This is a genomic window from Aminomonas paucivorans DSM 12260, assembly GCF_000165795.1.
Taxonomy (GTDB): Bacteria; Synergistota; Synergistia; order Synergistales; family Synergistaceae; genus Aminomonas; species Aminomonas paucivorans.
Map to the genome: position 1 here is coordinate 1,732,294 of NZ_CM001022.1, position 15,008 is coordinate 1,747,301.

Annotated in this window: 27 protein-coding genes; all 27 read right to left on the bottom strand. The window is 63.2% G+C overall.

What is annotated here, in order from left to right; genetic code table 11:
* Positions 1–8 precede the first annotated feature (8 nt).
* Complete coding sequence (secY, locus tag APAU_RS08205; protein ID WP_006301259.1) at positions 9–1,301, bottom strand: preprotein translocase subunit SecY; 1,293 nt, start codon at positions 1,299–1,301, stop codon at positions 9–11.
* On the bottom strand, positions 1,302–1,748 hold the full coding sequence (gene rplO, locus APAU_RS08210; protein ID WP_006301260.1) for a 50S ribosomal protein L15: 447 nt from the start codon (positions 1,746–1,748) through the stop codon (positions 1,302–1,304). It abuts the gene before it with no gap.
* Positions 1,749–1,759: 11 nt separating this feature from the next.
* Positions 1,760–1,942 carry a 50S ribosomal protein L30 gene (rpmD, locus tag APAU_RS08215; RefSeq protein WP_006301261.1) on the bottom strand — a complete coding sequence of 61 codons (183 nt, stop codon included), beginning with the start codon at positions 1,940–1,942 and terminating at the stop codon, positions 1,760–1,762.
* A 15-nt stretch (positions 1,943–1,957) separates the two neighbouring features.
* A complete protein-coding gene (gene rpsE / locus APAU_RS08220; protein WP_040345005.1) occupies positions 1,958–2,476 on the bottom strand; it encodes a 30S ribosomal protein S5 in 519 nt (172 codons plus the stop codon).
* Between the two features lie 19 nt (positions 2,477–2,495).
* Positions 2,496–2,864: a 50S ribosomal protein L18 gene (gene rplR, locus APAU_RS08225; protein ID WP_006301264.1), complete on the bottom strand. Its 369-nt coding sequence runs from the start codon at positions 2,862–2,864 to the stop codon at positions 2,496–2,498.
* A gap of 15 nt (positions 2,865–2,879) precedes the next feature.
* Positions 2,880–3,419 (bottom strand): 50S ribosomal protein L6, encoded by a 540-nt coding sequence (gene rplF, locus APAU_RS08230; protein ID WP_006301265.1) that lies wholly within the window; start codon positions 3,417–3,419, stop codon positions 2,880–2,882.
* Positions 3,420–3,432: 13 nt separating this feature from the next.
* Entirely contained in the window at positions 3,433–3,837 is a 405-nt protein-coding gene (gene rpsH / locus APAU_RS08235; RefSeq protein WP_006301266.1) for a 30S ribosomal protein S8, read from the bottom strand.
* Between the two features lie 30 nt (positions 3,838–3,867).
* Positions 3,868–4,053: a type Z 30S ribosomal protein S14 gene (locus tag APAU_RS08240; protein WP_006301267.1), complete on the bottom strand. Its 186-nt coding sequence runs from the start codon at positions 4,051–4,053 to the stop codon at positions 3,868–3,870.
* Positions 4,054–4,069: 16 nt separating this feature from the next.
* Positions 4,070–4,612, bottom strand: a complete 543-nt coding sequence (rplE, locus tag APAU_RS08245; RefSeq protein WP_006301268.1) for a 50S ribosomal protein L5 — start codon at positions 4,610–4,612, stop codon at positions 4,070–4,072.
* Positions 4,613–4,627: 15 nt separating this feature from the next.
* Positions 4,628–4,951 carry a 50S ribosomal protein L24 gene (rplX, locus tag APAU_RS08250; RefSeq protein WP_006301269.1) on the bottom strand — a complete coding sequence of 108 codons (324 nt, stop codon included), beginning with the start codon at positions 4,949–4,951 and terminating at the stop codon, positions 4,628–4,630.
* A 13-nt stretch (positions 4,952–4,964) separates the two neighbouring features.
* Complete coding sequence (gene rplN / locus APAU_RS08255; RefSeq protein ID WP_006301270.1) at positions 4,965–5,333, bottom strand: 50S ribosomal protein L14; 369 nt, start codon at positions 5,331–5,333, stop codon at positions 4,965–4,967.
* 3 nt (positions 5,334–5,336) lie between these two features.
* Complete coding sequence (rpsQ, locus tag APAU_RS08260; protein WP_006301271.1) at positions 5,337–5,633, bottom strand: 30S ribosomal protein S17; 297 nt, start codon at positions 5,631–5,633, stop codon at positions 5,337–5,339.
* A gap of 6 nt (positions 5,634–5,639) precedes the next feature.
* Complete coding sequence (gene rpmC, locus APAU_RS08265) at positions 5,640–5,855, bottom strand: 50S ribosomal protein L29 (RefSeq protein WP_040345915.1); 216 nt, start codon at positions 5,853–5,855, stop codon at positions 5,640–5,642.
* Between the two features lie 2 nt (positions 5,856–5,857).
* Positions 5,858–6,277, bottom strand: a complete 420-nt coding sequence (rplP, locus tag APAU_RS08270) for a 50S ribosomal protein L16 (RefSeq protein ID WP_006301274.1) — start codon at positions 6,275–6,277, stop codon at positions 5,858–5,860.
* Positions 6,278–6,283: 6 nt separating this feature from the next.
* Complete coding sequence (gene rpsC, locus APAU_RS08275; RefSeq protein ID WP_006301275.1) at positions 6,284–6,955, bottom strand: 30S ribosomal protein S3; 672 nt, start codon at positions 6,953–6,955, stop codon at positions 6,284–6,286.
* Positions 6,956–6,969: 14 nt separating this feature from the next.
* Complete coding sequence (gene rplV, locus APAU_RS08280; protein ID WP_006301276.1) at positions 6,970–7,302, bottom strand: 50S ribosomal protein L22; 333 nt, start codon at positions 7,300–7,302, stop codon at positions 6,970–6,972.
* Positions 7,303–7,313: 11 nt separating this feature from the next.
* Positions 7,314–7,595 (bottom strand): 30S ribosomal protein S19, encoded by a 282-nt coding sequence (rpsS, locus tag APAU_RS08285; protein ID WP_006301277.1) that lies wholly within the window; start codon positions 7,593–7,595, stop codon positions 7,314–7,316.
* Positions 7,596–7,613: 18 nt separating this feature from the next.
* The gene (rplB, locus tag APAU_RS08290) at positions 7,614–8,438 is read right to left on the bottom strand and encodes a 50S ribosomal protein L2 (RefSeq protein ID WP_006301278.1); all 825 of its coding nucleotides are present in this window, start codon (positions 8,436–8,438) and stop codon (positions 7,614–7,616) included.
* A gap of 17 nt (positions 8,439–8,455) precedes the next feature.
* Positions 8,456–8,752 carry a 50S ribosomal protein L23 gene (rplW, locus tag APAU_RS08295; protein ID WP_006301279.1) on the bottom strand — a complete coding sequence of 99 codons (297 nt, stop codon included), beginning with the start codon at positions 8,750–8,752 and terminating at the stop codon, positions 8,456–8,458.
* Positions 8,749–9,375, bottom strand: a complete 627-nt coding sequence (rplD, locus tag APAU_RS08300; protein WP_006301280.1) for a 50S ribosomal protein L4 — start codon at positions 9,373–9,375, stop codon at positions 8,749–8,751. The genes rplW and rplD overlap by 4 nt, the downstream gene beginning before the upstream one ends.
* Positions 9,376–9,392: 17 nt before the next feature.
* Positions 9,393–10,022 carry a 50S ribosomal protein L3 gene (gene rplC / locus APAU_RS08305; protein ID WP_006301281.1) on the bottom strand — a complete coding sequence of 210 codons (630 nt, stop codon included), beginning with the start codon at positions 10,020–10,022 and terminating at the stop codon, positions 9,393–9,395.
* A gap of 40 nt (positions 10,023–10,062) precedes the next feature.
* Positions 10,063–10,368 carry a 30S ribosomal protein S10 gene (gene rpsJ, locus APAU_RS08310; RefSeq protein ID WP_040345917.1) on the bottom strand — a complete coding sequence of 102 codons (306 nt, stop codon included), beginning with the start codon at positions 10,366–10,368 and terminating at the stop codon, positions 10,063–10,065.
* Between the two features lie 18 nt (positions 10,369–10,386).
* Positions 10,387–11,580, bottom strand: coding sequence for an elongation factor Tu (tuf, locus tag APAU_RS08315; protein WP_006301283.1), 1,194 nt, complete (start codon positions 11,578–11,580; stop codon positions 10,387–10,389).
* 62 nt (positions 11,581–11,642) lie between these two features.
* Complete coding sequence (gene fusA / locus APAU_RS08320) at positions 11,643–13,706, bottom strand: elongation factor G (RefSeq protein WP_006301284.1); 2,064 nt, start codon at positions 13,704–13,706, stop codon at positions 11,643–11,645.
* Between the two features lie 43 nt (positions 13,707–13,749).
* The gene (gene rpsG / locus APAU_RS08325) at positions 13,750–14,220 is read right to left on the bottom strand and encodes a 30S ribosomal protein S7 (RefSeq protein WP_006301285.1); all 471 of its coding nucleotides are present in this window, start codon (positions 14,218–14,220) and stop codon (positions 13,750–13,752) included.
* Between the two features lie 17 nt (positions 14,221–14,237).
* A complete protein-coding gene (gene rpsL / locus APAU_RS08330) occupies positions 14,238–14,621 on the bottom strand; it encodes a 30S ribosomal protein S12 (protein ID WP_006301286.1) in 384 nt (127 codons plus the stop codon).
* Between the two features lie 39 nt (positions 14,622–14,660).
* Complete coding sequence (locus APAU_RS08335) at positions 14,661–14,921, bottom strand: ribosomal L7Ae/L30e/S12e/Gadd45 family protein (RefSeq protein WP_006301287.1); 261 nt, start codon at positions 14,919–14,921, stop codon at positions 14,661–14,663.
* Positions 14,922–15,008: the final 87 nt, after the last annotated feature.

Sequence of the window (15,008 nt, forward strand, 5' to 3'; positions counted from 1 at the left end):
TCCTGGACCTACAGGTTCAGAAGCCCGCCGGTCTTGTTCCGGCGCTTCAGGATGCCGTCGTAATGCCTCATCAGGAGCTGGCCTTCGATCTGGTGGACCGTGTCCAGAGCAACCCCCACGACGATTAGCACGGAGGTTCCCCCGAAGTAGAAGGTGTTGATGTTCATGAGTCCCGACATGAAGGTCGGGATCACCGCCACCAGGGCCAAGGCCAAGGAACCTCCCAGGGTGATGCGGGACATGACCTTCTCGATGTAATCGGATGTGGGTTTGCCGGGACGAATCCCCAGGATGAACCCACCGTACTTCTTCATGTTGTTCGCCACTTCCTCCGGATTGAAGACCACGGCGGTGTAGAAGTAGGCGAAGAACACGATGAGTCCCACATAAAGGATCATGTAGATGGGACTACTGGGGGCAAAGGCGTTTTGAATCGCCTTCGCCACGCTCCCGGGAAAGAACCCGGCAAGGGTGTAGGGAAACAGAAGCACCGAGGAGGCGAAGATGATGGGGATGACCCCTGCGGTGTTCACCCGGAGAGGGATGAAGGTGCTCTGTCCCCCGTAGACCCGGTTGCCCACGACCCGCTTGGCGTACTGCACCGGAAGCTTCCTTTGTCCCTCCTGGAGGAGCACGCAACCGGCGATGACCCCAACCATCAGGAGCACCGCGAGCAGGAGCACCAGGACGTTCATTTCTCCCATCCGGACCAGGGAAAAGGTCTGGATGATGGCCTCGGGAATTCGCGCCACGATACCCGCGAAGATCAGGAGGGAAATCCCGTTGCCGATGCCGTGGTCCGACATGATTTCCCCGAGCCACATCACCGCCAGGGAACCCGCCGTCACCGTGACGGTGACCACCACGGCGTCCAGGAAACCGCCAGCGAAGATCCCCAGGTTGCCAAGCCACACCGTCATGCCCACCGCCTGGATCAAGGCAAAGAGTACCGTCCCGTAACGAGTGTACTGGACGATCTTCTTGCGTCCTTCTTCTCCGTCCTTCTGCATCTTCTCCAGTGTCGGAACCACCACCACGAGAAGCTGCATCACGATGCTGGAGTTGATGTAGGGCACCACTCCCAGGGCGAAGATGCTGAACCGCCTCAGAGCGCCCCCGGCGAAGAGGTCGAAGAATCCGAGCACGCCGCCCTTTTCGAAAAGCTGGGCCATCGCCTCGGGGTCGATCCCCGGCGTGGGGATGTGGGCTCCGAGGCGATACACGAACAGGGCCGCCAGGACGAAGAGAAACCGTCGTTTGAGATCCGGCAGTCGGAACGCGTCCCGGAAGGAGTCGATCACCTAGATCACCTCGGCCTTGCCGCCCGCCGCCTCAATCTTCCGAGCCGCTCCGGCGCTAAAGGCATGGGCACGCACCGTCAGGGCCTTTGTCAGTTCCCCATCCCCCAGAATCTTCACGGGGCCGGAGAAACGGCCCAGGAGTCCCTGAGCCAGGAGAGCGGCCAGGTCCACCACGGCACCGCTCTCGAAGCGGCCGTCCAGGACTCCGATGTTGATGCCCTGATAGGTCACCTTGTGCCGATCATTGCTGAAGCCCCGCTTCGGGATCCGCCGGACCAGAGGCATCTGACCGCCCTCGAAGCCAGCGCGGACACCGCCGCCCGCCCGGGCTTTGTGTCCCTTGGTTCCCTTGCACGCCGTCTTGCCGTGCCCGCTGCCCAAGCCGAGGCCGATGCGCTTGGCCTTCTTGTGGGCCCCCGGGGCGGGGGAAAGTTCGTGCAGCTTCATCGTCCTTCCTCCTATTCCTCGACGGACCACTCCACGAGGTGCTCCACCGCGCGGATCATGCCGCGAATCTGCGGGGTATCCTCATGGGTCACCGTCTGGTGGAGTTTCCGCAGACCCAGGGCCCGGATGGTGAGCCCCTGACGGTCCGGCCTCCCGATGGCGCTGTGCTTCCAGGTGATGGTCAGCTTTGCCATGCCTTCCGACCTCCCTTAAGCATCCTGCGCCGCGGGGCGCCGTTCTTTGCCGCGCAACCGATGGATCTCCTCGGGGGAACGAAGCGCCTTGACCCCTTCGAAGGTGGCATAGGCCACGTTGATGGGGTTGGAGGTCCGACCGATGACCTTGGTCAGCACGTCCTTGACTCCCCCCAGCTCCATGATGGCTCGGACCACCGCCCCCGCGATGACTCCCGTCCCCGGCGCCGCAGGCTTGAGGAGGACCTCCGCCGCCCCGAACTTGCCGAGGATGGGGTGCGGGATGGTGTGCCCGGTCTTCTTCAGGGTCACCATTCCCTTTTTCGCGTGGTCGATGCCCTTGCGGACGGCCTCGGAAATCTCCCGAGCCTTCCCCATGCCGACACCCACCTGCCCAAATCCGTCACCCACCACCACGAGAACGCTGAACTTGAAGCGCTTTCCGCCCTTCACAACCTTGCTGACCCGGTTGATGGCTACGACGCGCTCGTTCAGATCGGACCCCTTGGTGGACGAGGCATTCCTTGCGTTCATCGCCACAGGCTGTCCCTCCTTAGAACTTCAGGCCCGCTTCGCGCGCCGCTTCGGCCAGCGCCTTGACGCGGCCGTGGTAGATATGGCCACCCCGGTCAAAGACCACCGCAGTGATGCCCTTCGCCAGAGCCTTCTCCGCGATCTGCTTGCCCACGGCCTTCGCCGCTTCCTGGTCCCCGGTGCTCTTCATGGCCTCTTTGATGCTCTTCTCCAGGGTGGACGCTGCCACCAGCGTCCGCCCGCTCTCGTCGTCCACCACCTGGGCGTAGATGTGCTTCAGGCTGCGGAACACCGCAAGCCGCGGCCTTTCCGATGTGCCGGAAAGGTCCCGGCGCAAGCGGCGGTGGCGGAGTTCGCGCATTGCATTGCGACTGCGTTCGGAGATCACGACCTTCACCTCGCCTTACTTGCTTCCGGCTTTCCCGGCCTTGCGGATGACGTACTCACCCACGTAACGGATGCCCTTGCCCTTGTAGGGCTCCGGGGGGCGATACCCCCGGATGATGGCCGCCATCTGTCCCACCTGCTGGCGGTCGACGCCCCGGACGGCAATCTTCGTGGGGCCGTCCGCGGCCAGCTCGATCCCCGCAGGGGGATCCACCTCCACGGGGTGGGAGAACCCCAGGGAAAGGACCAGCTTCTTCCCCTGCATCTGGGCGCGGTACCCCACGCCAATGATCTCCAGTTGCTTCTCAAAACCCTGGCTGACCCCGACCACCATGTTGTTCAGGATCGCCCGGGTCATCCCGTGGGCGGCCCGAACGGGCTTGTCGTCGTTCGCCCGGGTGACCAGAACCTGGGAGTCCTCCACGGCCACCTGGATGTTGGGGAGGGTGCGGAACTGAAGCGTCCCCTTCGCCCCCTTCACCGTCACCTCGGAGTCCAGGACGGTCACCGTGACGCCCTTGGGCAGAGGTATGGGTTTGCGTCCGATTCGAGACATTCCCTAAGCCCTCCTACCAGACGAAGCAGACGACTTCGCCGCCCAGCCCCTGCTTGCGGGCCTGAGCGTCCGTCATCATGCCATGGGACGTGGAGACCAGCGCGATCCCCAGGCCACCCATGACCTTCGGGAGTTCTTCCGTCCCGACGAAAACCCGGCGTCCCGGCTTGCTGATCCGCCGGATCCCCTGGATCACTCGTTCCCGGTTGGGTCCGTAGTTCATGAAAAGCCGAAGGACCGGTACGGGCTTCTTCGCGTCGGTGATGGTCTTGTAGTTGCGGATGTACCCCTCATCCTTCAGGATGCGGGCCACTTCGACCTTCATCTTCGACAACGGCATGTCCACCATTTCGTGGTAGACCGTGTTGGCGTTTCGGATGCGCGTGAGCATATCCGCGATGGGATCGGTGAGGTGCATGTGGAAATCCCCCCTTCGTCGCTCCCGTCGCTACCAGCTCGACTTGACCACGCCAGGGATCTTTCCCTCGCGGGCCAAGCTGCGGAAACAGCAACGGCACATGTTGAACATCCGCAGGAAACCCCGGGGCCGTCCACAAATCGGGCACCGGTTGTACTTGCGGACCTTGAACTTCGGCTCCATCTGAGCCTTGTTCTCCAGACACTTTCGGGACATCGGGTTCTTCCCCTCCTTACCGGGCGAACGGCATTCCAAGCTCCGCCAAGAGCGCCTGGGCCTCGTCGTCGGTCTTCGCTGTGGTCACGAAGGAGATGTTCATCCCCCTCTGCCGGATGACCTTGTCATAGTCGATCTCCGGAAAGATCAGCTGCTCCCGGAGCCCTAGGTTGTAGTTCCCCCGGCCGTCGAAGCCCCGATTCGAGACGCCCTGGAAGTCCTTGATCCTCGGTAGCGCCATGCTGATGAGCCGATCCACGAACTCCCACATGCGAGTACCGCGCAGGGTGACGCAACAAGCCACGGGCATGCCCTCGCGGACCTTGAAGCCCGCGACGGATTTCTTGGCGCGTTTCATCATGGGACGCTGACCGGAGATGATGGTCAGCTCGTTGATGCTCGCCTCCATGTACTTCATGTCCAGCTTGGCCTCGTTCACCCCGATGTTGAGGACCACCTTCACAAGCCGGGGCACTTCCATGACGTTCCCGTACTGGAAGCGGGTCTTCAGGCGAGGAGCGGCCTCGGACTTGTACTTTCCGAAAAGACGGGGTTCCATCGTTCGCTCCACCTCCTAGACCTTATCCACGACTTCGCCGCACTTCTTGCACACCCGAACCTTGCGGCCGTTATCCAGGAAAGCCCGGCCGATCCGCGTGGGTTTCCCGCAAGAGGGGCAAACCAGCATGACCTTGCAGGCGTGCAGGGCCGCCTCCTGCTTGACCAGACCGCCCTTGGGGTTCTTCTGGGTCGGCTTGACGCTCTTGGTGACCATGTTGACGTTTTCGACGACGATCAGGTCTTTGCCGACGTTCCGACGCAGGACCTTGCCTTCCTTGCCGCGATCCTTGCCCGAAAGGACGTAGACGCGATCGCCCGTCTTGATGCGCATGGACATGGGGATCCGCCTCCTACACGACTTCCGGGGCCAGGGAGACGATGCGCATGTAGCGCTTCTCCCGAAGCTCCCGGGCAACGGGGCCGAAGATGCGGGTGCCCTTGGGATCCCCGTTGTTGTCGATGATCACCGCCGCGTTGTCGTCAAACCGGACATAGGAACCGTCCTTGCGGCGGATCTCTTTCTTCGTGCGCACGATGACCGCCTTGACGACGTCACCCTTGCTGATGTTGCTGTTCGGGATGGCTTCCTTAACCGCCGCGACGATTATGTCCCCCACCGAACCCACCTTCCGGAAGCTGCCCCCGCGCACCTGGATGCACAGGACCTTCTTCGCTCCCGAGTTGTCCGCCACGTTGAGCACCGTACGCAGCTGGATCACGGTCTATTCCTCCTCGGAAGGGGCGGCCTCGCCACCCAGGATCGGGGCCCGTTCCAGGATCTCCGCCACGCGCCAGCACTTGTCGCGGCTCAGGGGCCGAGTCTCCTCAATCTGGACCCGATCTCCGATGCGGCACTCGTTCGCCTCATCGTGAGCTTTGTATTTCTTCACACGAAGGACCGGCTTCCCGTAAAGGCTATGCTTCGACATGCGATCGATGCGAACCACCACGGTCTTGTCCATTTTGTCGCTGACGACGACGCCGGTCCGGACCTTGCGGTGGGGTGTACGCTCCTCCATGGTCCGCTACCTCCTCACACCCGCGGCCACTTCCCCGGTCTCCTTGTCGCGGAGGACCGTGAGAATCCGGGCGATAGTCCGCTTCACTTCACGGATACGGGACGTGTTGGTCAACTGTCCCACGGCGCTCTGGAAGCGCAGGTTAAACAGCTCTTCCTTGCTCTGGCGATGCTTTTCCCGGAGTTCCTCCGGGGAGAGGGCGCGAAGTTCCTTCGCATCCATGGTCATTCACCTGCCCCTTCCCGCACCAGCATCTTGACCTTGATGGGAAGCTTGAAGGAAGCGGTACGGAACGCCTCGACGGCCACTTCCCGAGGCACACCGGCGATCTCGAACATGACCCGACCACGCTTGACTGCGGCGGTCCAGTATTCCACGTTTCCCTTCCCCTTACCCATACGGGTTTCCATGGGCTTCCGGGTAAGGGGGCGGTCTGGGAAGATCCGGATCCAGATCTTGCCACCCTTCTTCATCTTCCGGGAGATGGCCACACGAACCGCCTCAATCTGGCGGGCAGTGATCCAGCCGTTCTCCTGGGCCTGAAGGCCAAACTCCCCGAAATCCACCGCCGTGGCGCCCTTGGAAACGCCCCGCAGGGGAGAGCGATGGGGCTTGCGATACTTGACTCGTTTCGGCGACAGCATGCCGACTTACCCCCTGTTCCTCGAAACCGCCTCGGGCTGCGCCTTGGCGCCGCCAATGATCTCGCCTTTGTAGATCCAGACCTTGACGCCGATGACGCCGTAGATGGTCCGGCTGACCGCATACCCGTAGCTGATGTCCGCCCGGAGCGTCGAGAGGGGCAGCTGCCCCTCCAGATACCACTCGGTGCGGGCAATCTCCGCGCCGCCCAGGCGCCCGGAGCACTGGATCTTGATGCCCTTTGCCCCGGCCTTCATGGCGCGGAAGATGGACTGCTTCATGGCCCGGCGAAAGCTGACCCGCCGCTCCAGGGAAGAAGCCACCCCTTCGGAAACCACCTGGGCATCCGCGTCGGCGTTCTTCATCTCCTGGATGTTGATCATGACCCTGTTGCCGGTCTTCTTCTGGAGTTCCTCACGCACCGCCTGGATCTCCGCGCCACCCTTGCCGATGACCACGCCAGGACGGGCGGTCCACACCGTAAAGCGCATGACGTTTCCGATGCGCTCGATCTCAATGCGGCTGATGCCTGCGTGTCCCCAACGCTTCTTGACCCATTGGCGCAGCCTCAGGTCCTCGTGCAGATTCTTCGCGTAGGTCTTCTTGTCGGCGTACCACCGGGATTCCCAGTCGTAAATCACGCCGAGGCGGTATCCCACCGGGTGAACTTTCTGGCCCACCGTCACCCCTCCTCCTAACGTTCGGCCACGACCACGGTGATGTGGCTCGTGTGATGCCGGAAAGCATGGGCTCGCCCCATGGACGCCGGCCGAAAACGCTTCATGTAGGTCCCCTGGTCCGCCGTGGCGGTGACCACCACGAGCTTGTCCATATCCAGACCCAGATTGTGCTCCGCATTCGCCACGGCGCTGCGGAGGACCTTTTCCACCAGTTTCGCACCCTTCTTGGGGGTGTACCGCAGGGTCATCAGTGCCTCTCCGGCCTTCTTGCCCCGAATCAGGGGAAGAATCTGCCGGACCTTGGTCGCGGAAATGCGAACCTGCCACGCCATCGCCTTCGCTTCCATGATGGCCCTCCCTACCTCGACTTCGAGGAGCGTTCCTGCCCCGCGTGGCCGCCGAACTTGCGGGTCGGGGCGAACTCCCCCAGCTTGTGTCCCACCATGTTGTCGCCGATGAACACGGGGATGTGGGTCCTCCCGTTGTGCACCGCGATGGTGTGTCCCACCATCTCCGGGGTGATACTGGAGCGCCTCGCCCAGCTTTTCAGGACGCGCTTCTTCCCCGAATCGTTCATCTCCTCCACTCGACGGAGGAGCTTCGCATCTACATAGGGCCCCTTTTTCAGCGATCGAGCCATCTTCGAGTCCCTCCTACCTTACTTGTTCCGACGACGGACGATGAACTTGTCGGACGGCTTCGCCTTCCGGGTGCGGTAACCCTTTGCGGGGGTACCCCAGGGCGAAACCGGGTGTTTGTGGGACTTGCTCCGGCCTTCGCCGCCACCCATGGGGTGATCCACGGGGTTCATCACCATGCCGCGGACATGGGGCCGACGCCCCTTCCAACGGGTCCTTCCCGCCTTGCCGGAGACGGCGTTCTCATGATCCTCGTTGCCCACCTGCCCCACCGTGGCGGCGCACTCCTGGAGAACCAACCGCAGCTCCCCGCTGGGCATCCGGATGAAGGCGTATTTGTTCTCCTTCGCCATGAGCTGGGCGCTGGCTCCGGCGGACCGGACCAGGACGCCCCCCCGACCGGGCTCCAGCTCGATGTTGTGGACTACGGTGCCCACGGGGATGTCTTTAAGCTTCAGGGCATTGCCGGGGCGGATGTCCGCCGCCGGACCCGCCATGATCTGATCGCCCACCTTTAGCCCCACCGGGCAAAGGATGTAGCGCTTCTCCCCGTCCAGGTAGTGGATGAGGGCAATGCGGGCGGAGCGGTTCGGATCGTACTCCACCGCAGCCACTTTCCCGGGCACACCCAGCTTGTCCCGCTTGAAATCCACGATGCGGTACTGGGTGCGCGCACCGCCGCCCCGGTGACGCATGGTGATGCGCCCCAGGTTGTTGCGGCCCGCGCTGTGCTTGATGGACTTCAAGAGACTGCGCTCCGGGGTTTTCTTGGTAACCTCCTCAAAGCTCGGGGTCACCATGAAACGACGGCCGGGGGTCGTGGGGCGGTACTTCTTCATTCCCATCCTGATTCCCTCCTGCCTCAGGCGCCAGCGCCTTCAAAGAACTCGATGCGTTCGCCCGGGGCCAGTTTGACGAAGGCCTTTTTCCACGAGCGCGAGCGTCCTAAAAACGCGCCAAGGCGTTTGGGCTTCGACCGCACCTGCACGGTGTGCACCTTCAGGACCTTCACCTTGAAAACCGTCTCCACGGCCTTGCGGATCTGGATCTTGTTGGCATCCCGGTGCACTTCGAAGGTGTACTGGTTGTGCTCCATCATGCGGCTGCTCTTCTCCGTGACGATGGGGCGCAGAAGAATGTCGTGGGCCAGAAGGTTCATCGGCCGAACACCTCCTCGATCTTGCGCGCTGCTTCGGCGGTGACGATGAGCTGGTCGTGGTGCAGCAGGTCGTACACGTTGAGGCTGTCCACGTGCAGGACCGCAGCGCCGGGGATGTTGGCCGCCGACTTATGGACCCGGGGGTCCGACTCATGGGTCACCAGAAGGGGCTTCTTGCCGCTCTGCACCTTGCCAAGAAAGGCCAGCATGGCCTTCGTCTTGGGGGCATCCAGGTCAAAGCGATCCAGGACCAGCAGAACCTCTTCCTGGGCCTTCAGGGTCAGGGCGCTGCGCAGGGCTAGCCGCCGGACCTTCTTGTTGACCTTCTGATGGTAGTCCCGGGGATGGGGCCCATGGGCCACACCGCCGCCCACCCAGATGGGAGAACGGGTGCTACCCTGCCGAGCCCTTCCGGTGTGCTTCTGTCGCCAGGGCTTCCTGCCGCCGCCCCGGACCTCGCCGCGGTCCTTGGTGTCGTGGGTCCCCAGCCGGCAGTTGGCCAAATGGGCCACCACGACCTGGTGCATGGCGGGCGCGTGGACGGGGGCGGAAAACACCGCGTCGGAGAGTTCGAATTCCCCGATCACGTCGCCCTGAAAGTTGACTTGCTTGACCCGAGGCATGTCTGTTCCTCCTTGCCTTATTCCGCGGTCTTCCGGATGAGGACGAGACCGTCCTTCGCCCCGGGAACGGCTCCGCGCAGGAGGATCAGATTGTTCTCCACGTCCACGGCGAACACCCGAAGGTTCTTCACCGTGACCCGCTCTCCTCCCATGCGGCCAGGCATCGTCTTTCCCTTGAAGATGTGCCCCGGGTAGCTGCTCGCACCGCTGGAGCCGGGCTGACGATGAAACTTCGACGCACCGTGGCTGGCAGGGCCGCCTCCGAAGTGGAAGCGCTTGATGACGCCCGCGAAGCCTTTCCCCTTGCTGACCCCGATGACGTCGACCGTTTCCCCTTCGGCGAAGAGATCCGCCCGAACTTCCTGGCCCTTGTCGAATCCGTGGCCCTCTTCGACCCGGAACTCCCGGAGCCAGCGCTTCGGCGCGACATCCTGCTTCGCGTAGTACCCCCGCACAGGCTTGTTCAGCCTCTGGGGTTTCACGTCACCGAAGCCGAGCTGGACCGCGCTGTACTGGTTCTTGTCCGGGGTGCGCACTTCCACCACCGGGCAAGGGCCCGCCTCGATCACCGTGACGGGGACCGCCTTGCCTTCGGCGTCAAACACTTGGGTCATTCCGACCTTGCGGCCCAAGATCCCCATGCTCATCTTCCGCTTTCACTCCTTTCGACCCAACGCTTCCCTCGCGCTACAGCTTGATCTGGATGTCCACTCCCGAAGGAAGGTTGAGCTGCATGAGCGCTTCCATCGTCTTCTGCGTGGGATCGACGATGTCGATGAGTCGCTTGTGGGTCCGCAGCTCGTACTGTTCCCTCGCATCCTTGTCCTTGTGAGGGGACTTCAGGATGGTGTACTTCTTGATCTCCGTGGGCAGCGGGATGGGGCCGGAAACCCTGGCCCCGGTCCGCTCCGCCGTGTCGGCGATCTGGACCGCAGAGGCATCTAGAACCCGATGATCGAACGCCTTAAGCTTGATGCGAATCGTCTTGGCCACGTCCATTCCCCCCAGGGGCTACTTCTCGAGGATTTCGGTGACGACTCCGGCGCCCACGGTACGGCCGCCTTCCCGCACCGCGAACCGAAGGCCCGGCTCCAGAGCCACCGGCACGATCAGCATAACTTCGAACTGGCTGTTGTCTCCCGGCATGACCATCTCCACGCCCTCCGGAAGCTTGATGTCCCCCGTCACGTCGGTGGTCCGGAAGTAGAACTGGGGCTTGTAACCCGTGAAGAACGGGGTGTGACGGCCCCCCTCTTCCTTCTTCAGGACGTACACTTCCGCCTTGAAGTGCTTGTGCGGCTTGATGCTCCCGGGCTTCGCCAGAACCTGGCCCCGCTCCACGTCGTCCTTGCCCGTCCCCCGAAGCAGCACGCCCACGTTGTCCCCCGCTTCGGCGTCGTCCAGGATCTTCCGGAACATCTCCAGGCTGGTGGCCACGGTCTTCTGGGTGTCCTTCATACCCACGATCTCCACTTCTTCACCCGGCTTGATGATCCCCCGCTCCACTCGCCCCGTCACCACGGTGCCGCGGCCGGTGATGGTGAAGACGTCTTCGATGGGCATCAGGAACGGCTTGTCCGTCTCCCGCGTGGGAGCCGGGATGTAGTCGTCGCAGGCGTTCATCAGTTCCCAGATCTTCGCCGTCCAGTCGTCTTCCGTCTCGCACTCCAGGGCCTTCAGCGCAGATCCCCGGATGATGGGGATTTCGTCTCCCGGGAACTGGTACTTGTTCAGAAGGTCCCGGATCTCCATCTCCACCAGGTCCAGCAGTTCCGGGTCGTCCACCATGTCGCATTTGTTCATGAACACCACCAGCGCAGGCACGTTCACCTGGCGCGCCAACAGCACGTGCTCCCGCGTCTGAGGCATCGGGCCGTCCGCCGCCGACACCACCAGGATCGCTCCGTCCATCTGCGCCGCCCCGGTGATCATGTTCTTGATGTAGTCCGCGTGGCCCGGGCAGTCGATGTGCGCGTAGTGACGGTGGTCCGTCTGGTACTCCACGTGGGCGATGTTGATGGTGATCCCGCGCTCCCGCTCCTCCGGCGCCTTGTCGATCATGTCGAACGGCGTGAAGTCCGCGTACCCCTTCTTCGCCAGCGTACGAGTGATCGCCGCCGTCAGCGTCGTCTTCCCGTGGTCGATGTGTCCGATGGTCCCGATGTTCAGATGCGGCTTCGACCGGTTGAACTTCTCCTTCGCCATCTCCTGCGTACCTCCCTTGCTTCTGCAGGCGCCCCAGGCGGCGCCTCACCAGTCCTCAAACGCTATTTCTTGAGGAGTTTCTCCGCCACGTCCCGAGGCACTTCTTCGTAATGGCTGAAGGTCATGGAATAGGAGGCGCGCCCGGAGGTGCGGCTCCTGAGGTCCGTGGCGTAGCCAAACATCTCCGCCAAAGGCACGAAAGCCTTGATGATCCGGGCGTTTGCACGTTCGCCCATACCCTCCAGTTTGCCCCGCCGGGAGGAAAGGTCGCCCATCACGTCGCCCATGTAATCCTCCGGCGTCACCACTTCCACGTCCACGATGGGCTCCATGAGGACCGGATCGGCCTTTCTCATGGCTTCCTTGAAGGCCATGGATCCGGCGATCTTGAAGGCCATCTCGGAGCTGTCCACGTCGTGGTAGCTTCCGTCCACGATGGAGACCCGCAGACCGATGACGGGGTAGCCGCCGAGGATGCCGTTGTTCATGGCCTCCTCCACGCCCTTCTGGGCCGCGGGGATGTACTCCTTCGGCACCACACCGCCCACGATGCGGTCCACCCACTCGTAGCCCTTGTGCCCTTCCAGCGGCTCCAGCTCCAGCACCACGTCGCCATACTGTCCGCGACCTCCGGACTGGCGCACGAAGCGCCCCTGGGCGCGGGAGGGTTTGCGGATGGCCTCGCGGTAGGAAACCTGCGGACGCCCCACCTTGACCTCCACATTGAACTCCCGACGCAGACGGTCGACGATGATCTCCAGATGAAGCTCCCCCATGCCTCGGATCAGGGTCTGCCCCGTCTCCTCGTCCACGTTCACCCGGAAGGTGGGGTCTTCTTCCGAGAGGGCCTCCAGACCCTTGGCCAGCTTGATCTGGTCCGCCTTGCTCTGAGGCTCCACGGCCAGAGAGATGACCGGTTCCGGGAACTCCACGGACTCCAGGAGCACCGGGTGCCCCTCCATGCAAAGGGTGTCTCCGGTGCGGACCTGCTTGAGGCCGGGGATGGCCACGATCATGCCCGCATGGACGGCATCCAGCTCTTCCCGCTTGTTGGCGTGCATCCGAAGGATGCGCCCCACCCGCTCGCGCTTGCGCGTGCTGGCGTTGTAGATCCCCGAGCCGCTTTCCAGGGTGCCCGAGTAGACCCGGCAGAAGGCCAGCCGTCCCACGAAGGGGTCCACCATGATCTTGAAGGCCAGGGCCACAAAGGGACCTTCCACGGAGGAGTCCACCTCCACCGCATCCCCCGTCTCGGGGTTGACCCCCTCGTATCGGGGAATGTCCAGGGGACTGGGAAGGTAATCCACCACCGCGTCCAGGACGAGCTGGACTCCCTTGTTCTTGAACGCGGAACCGCAGAGGACGGGAACCACGTTGAGGGCAACGGTCTCCCGGCGCAACGCCTCGCGGATCCAGGCTTCCTCCACGGGTTTGGCATCCAGGAAGGCGGTCATAATCTGATCGTCGAAATCCGCCAGGGTCTCCACCATGGCGTCCCGGGCGAGCTGCGCCTCCTCCAGGAGTTCCGCAGGGACCTCCACCTTCCGGTACTCCGTCCCCAGTTCGTCCTCGTAGATGGCGGCCTTGAAGTCCACCAGGTCCACCACACCCACGAACCCATCCTCCACGCCGATGGGGATCTGGATGGGCACAGGCCTCGCCCCCAGGCGATCCTTCATCTGGGTGACCACGGACCAGAAGTCCGCCCCCACCCGGTCCATCTTGTTGATGAAGGCGATCCGGGGAACTCGGTACTTGTCCGCCTGGCGCCACACCGTTTCGGACTGGGGCTCCACCCCTCCCACGGCGCAGAACACGGAAACGGCACCGTCAAGGACGCGCATGGACCGCTCCACCTCCACGGTGAAGTCCACGTGCCCGGGCGTATCAATCAGGTTGATGGTGCAATCCTTCCACTGGCACGTGGTGGCAGCGGAAGTGATGGTGATCCCGCGCTCCCGCTCCTGTTCCATCCAGTCCATGGTGGCAGCCCCTTCGTGGACCTCCCCCAGCTTGTGCTTGCGACCGGTATAGAACAGGATCCGCTCGCTCGTCGTGGTCTTACCCGCGTCGATATGAGCGGCGATGCCGATGTTGCGAATTGATCGAAGATCCGTTGCGGTCACGACAGAATCGTCCTTCCTGACCAACTACGCCGAGCAGGCCACCCTACCATCGGTAGTGCGCAAACGCCCGGTTCGCCTCCGCCATGCGATGGGTGTCCTCCCGCTTCTTCACGGACCCACCCTCGCCCTTGCAAGCGTCGGTAAGCTCCCGCGCCAGACGCTCCACCATGGGGATTCCCTTGCGGGAACGGGAATACTGAATGATCCAGCGGATCGCCAAGGCCTGGGCCCGGGCGGGCTCCACTTCCACGGGAACCTGGTAGGTGGCGCCGCCGACCCGCCGGGGGCGAACCTCCACCGCCGGGCGGACATTGGCCATGGCCTTCTCGAAGACCTCCGCGGGTTCCAGGGTCAGACGCTTCCCCGCCAGATCCAGGGCTCCGTACATGATGCGCTCTGCCAGGCTCTTCTTGCCCGACAGCATGAGACAGTTGATGAACTTGGCGATGGCCTGGCTCTGGAAGTGCGCATCCGCAGCCGTGGTCCGCCGCTTCACATGTCCCTTACGCGGCATTCTCTGGTCCCCTCCTCTTAGGCAGCGCTCTTCTTAGGACGACGAGCGCCGTACTTGGACCGAGACTGCCGGCGCTTCTCCACCCCGCCGCAGTCCAAGGTCCCCCGCACGATGTGGTACCGGACACCCGGGAGGTCCTTCACACGCCCGCCGCGGACCAGCACCACCGAGTGCTCCTGCAGGTTGTGCCCTTCCCCGGGGATGTAGGCAGTGACCTCGATCCCGTTGGTCAGGCGGACACGGGCAACCTTCCGCAACGCGGAGTTCGGCTTTTTCGGGGTCACGGTGTAGACCCGAGTGCAAACCCCACGCCGCTGGGGGTTTTCCTGGAGCGCGGGGGCGCTGGAACGACGGCGCTTCTCCTCGCGACCATGCCGAATCATCTGGCTGATTGTCGGCACATAACTCCCTCCTTCCTCTTGATCCTTGCTTTCCCTTTCTTACAGGGAAGCACTCCTCTTCTTCAAACCCGCCGCTGCGGCGCTCCTGGAAATGGCGCAGGCCCTTCCCAACAGGAGAGCCTCGTCCACCCATTCCACGTCGAGACCCCGTTGCAGCGCTTCTTCCTCGAGAGCCTGCACCAGGCGAAACTCCGCATCCTTGGCGAGAAAGAGCTTGCGCAGCTCCCCCGTCTGGAGTTTGCGCTGGACCTGGTGCAGTCCCACCACCCGATCCGGTGAAGCCAGCTCGCACAAAGGCACACGTATCCCTCCCGTGCAGACGCACCGAGCGATCATAGCAACGGGCGGCCCCCCTGTCAAGGAAGGCCGCCCGTTCCTGCCATCTGG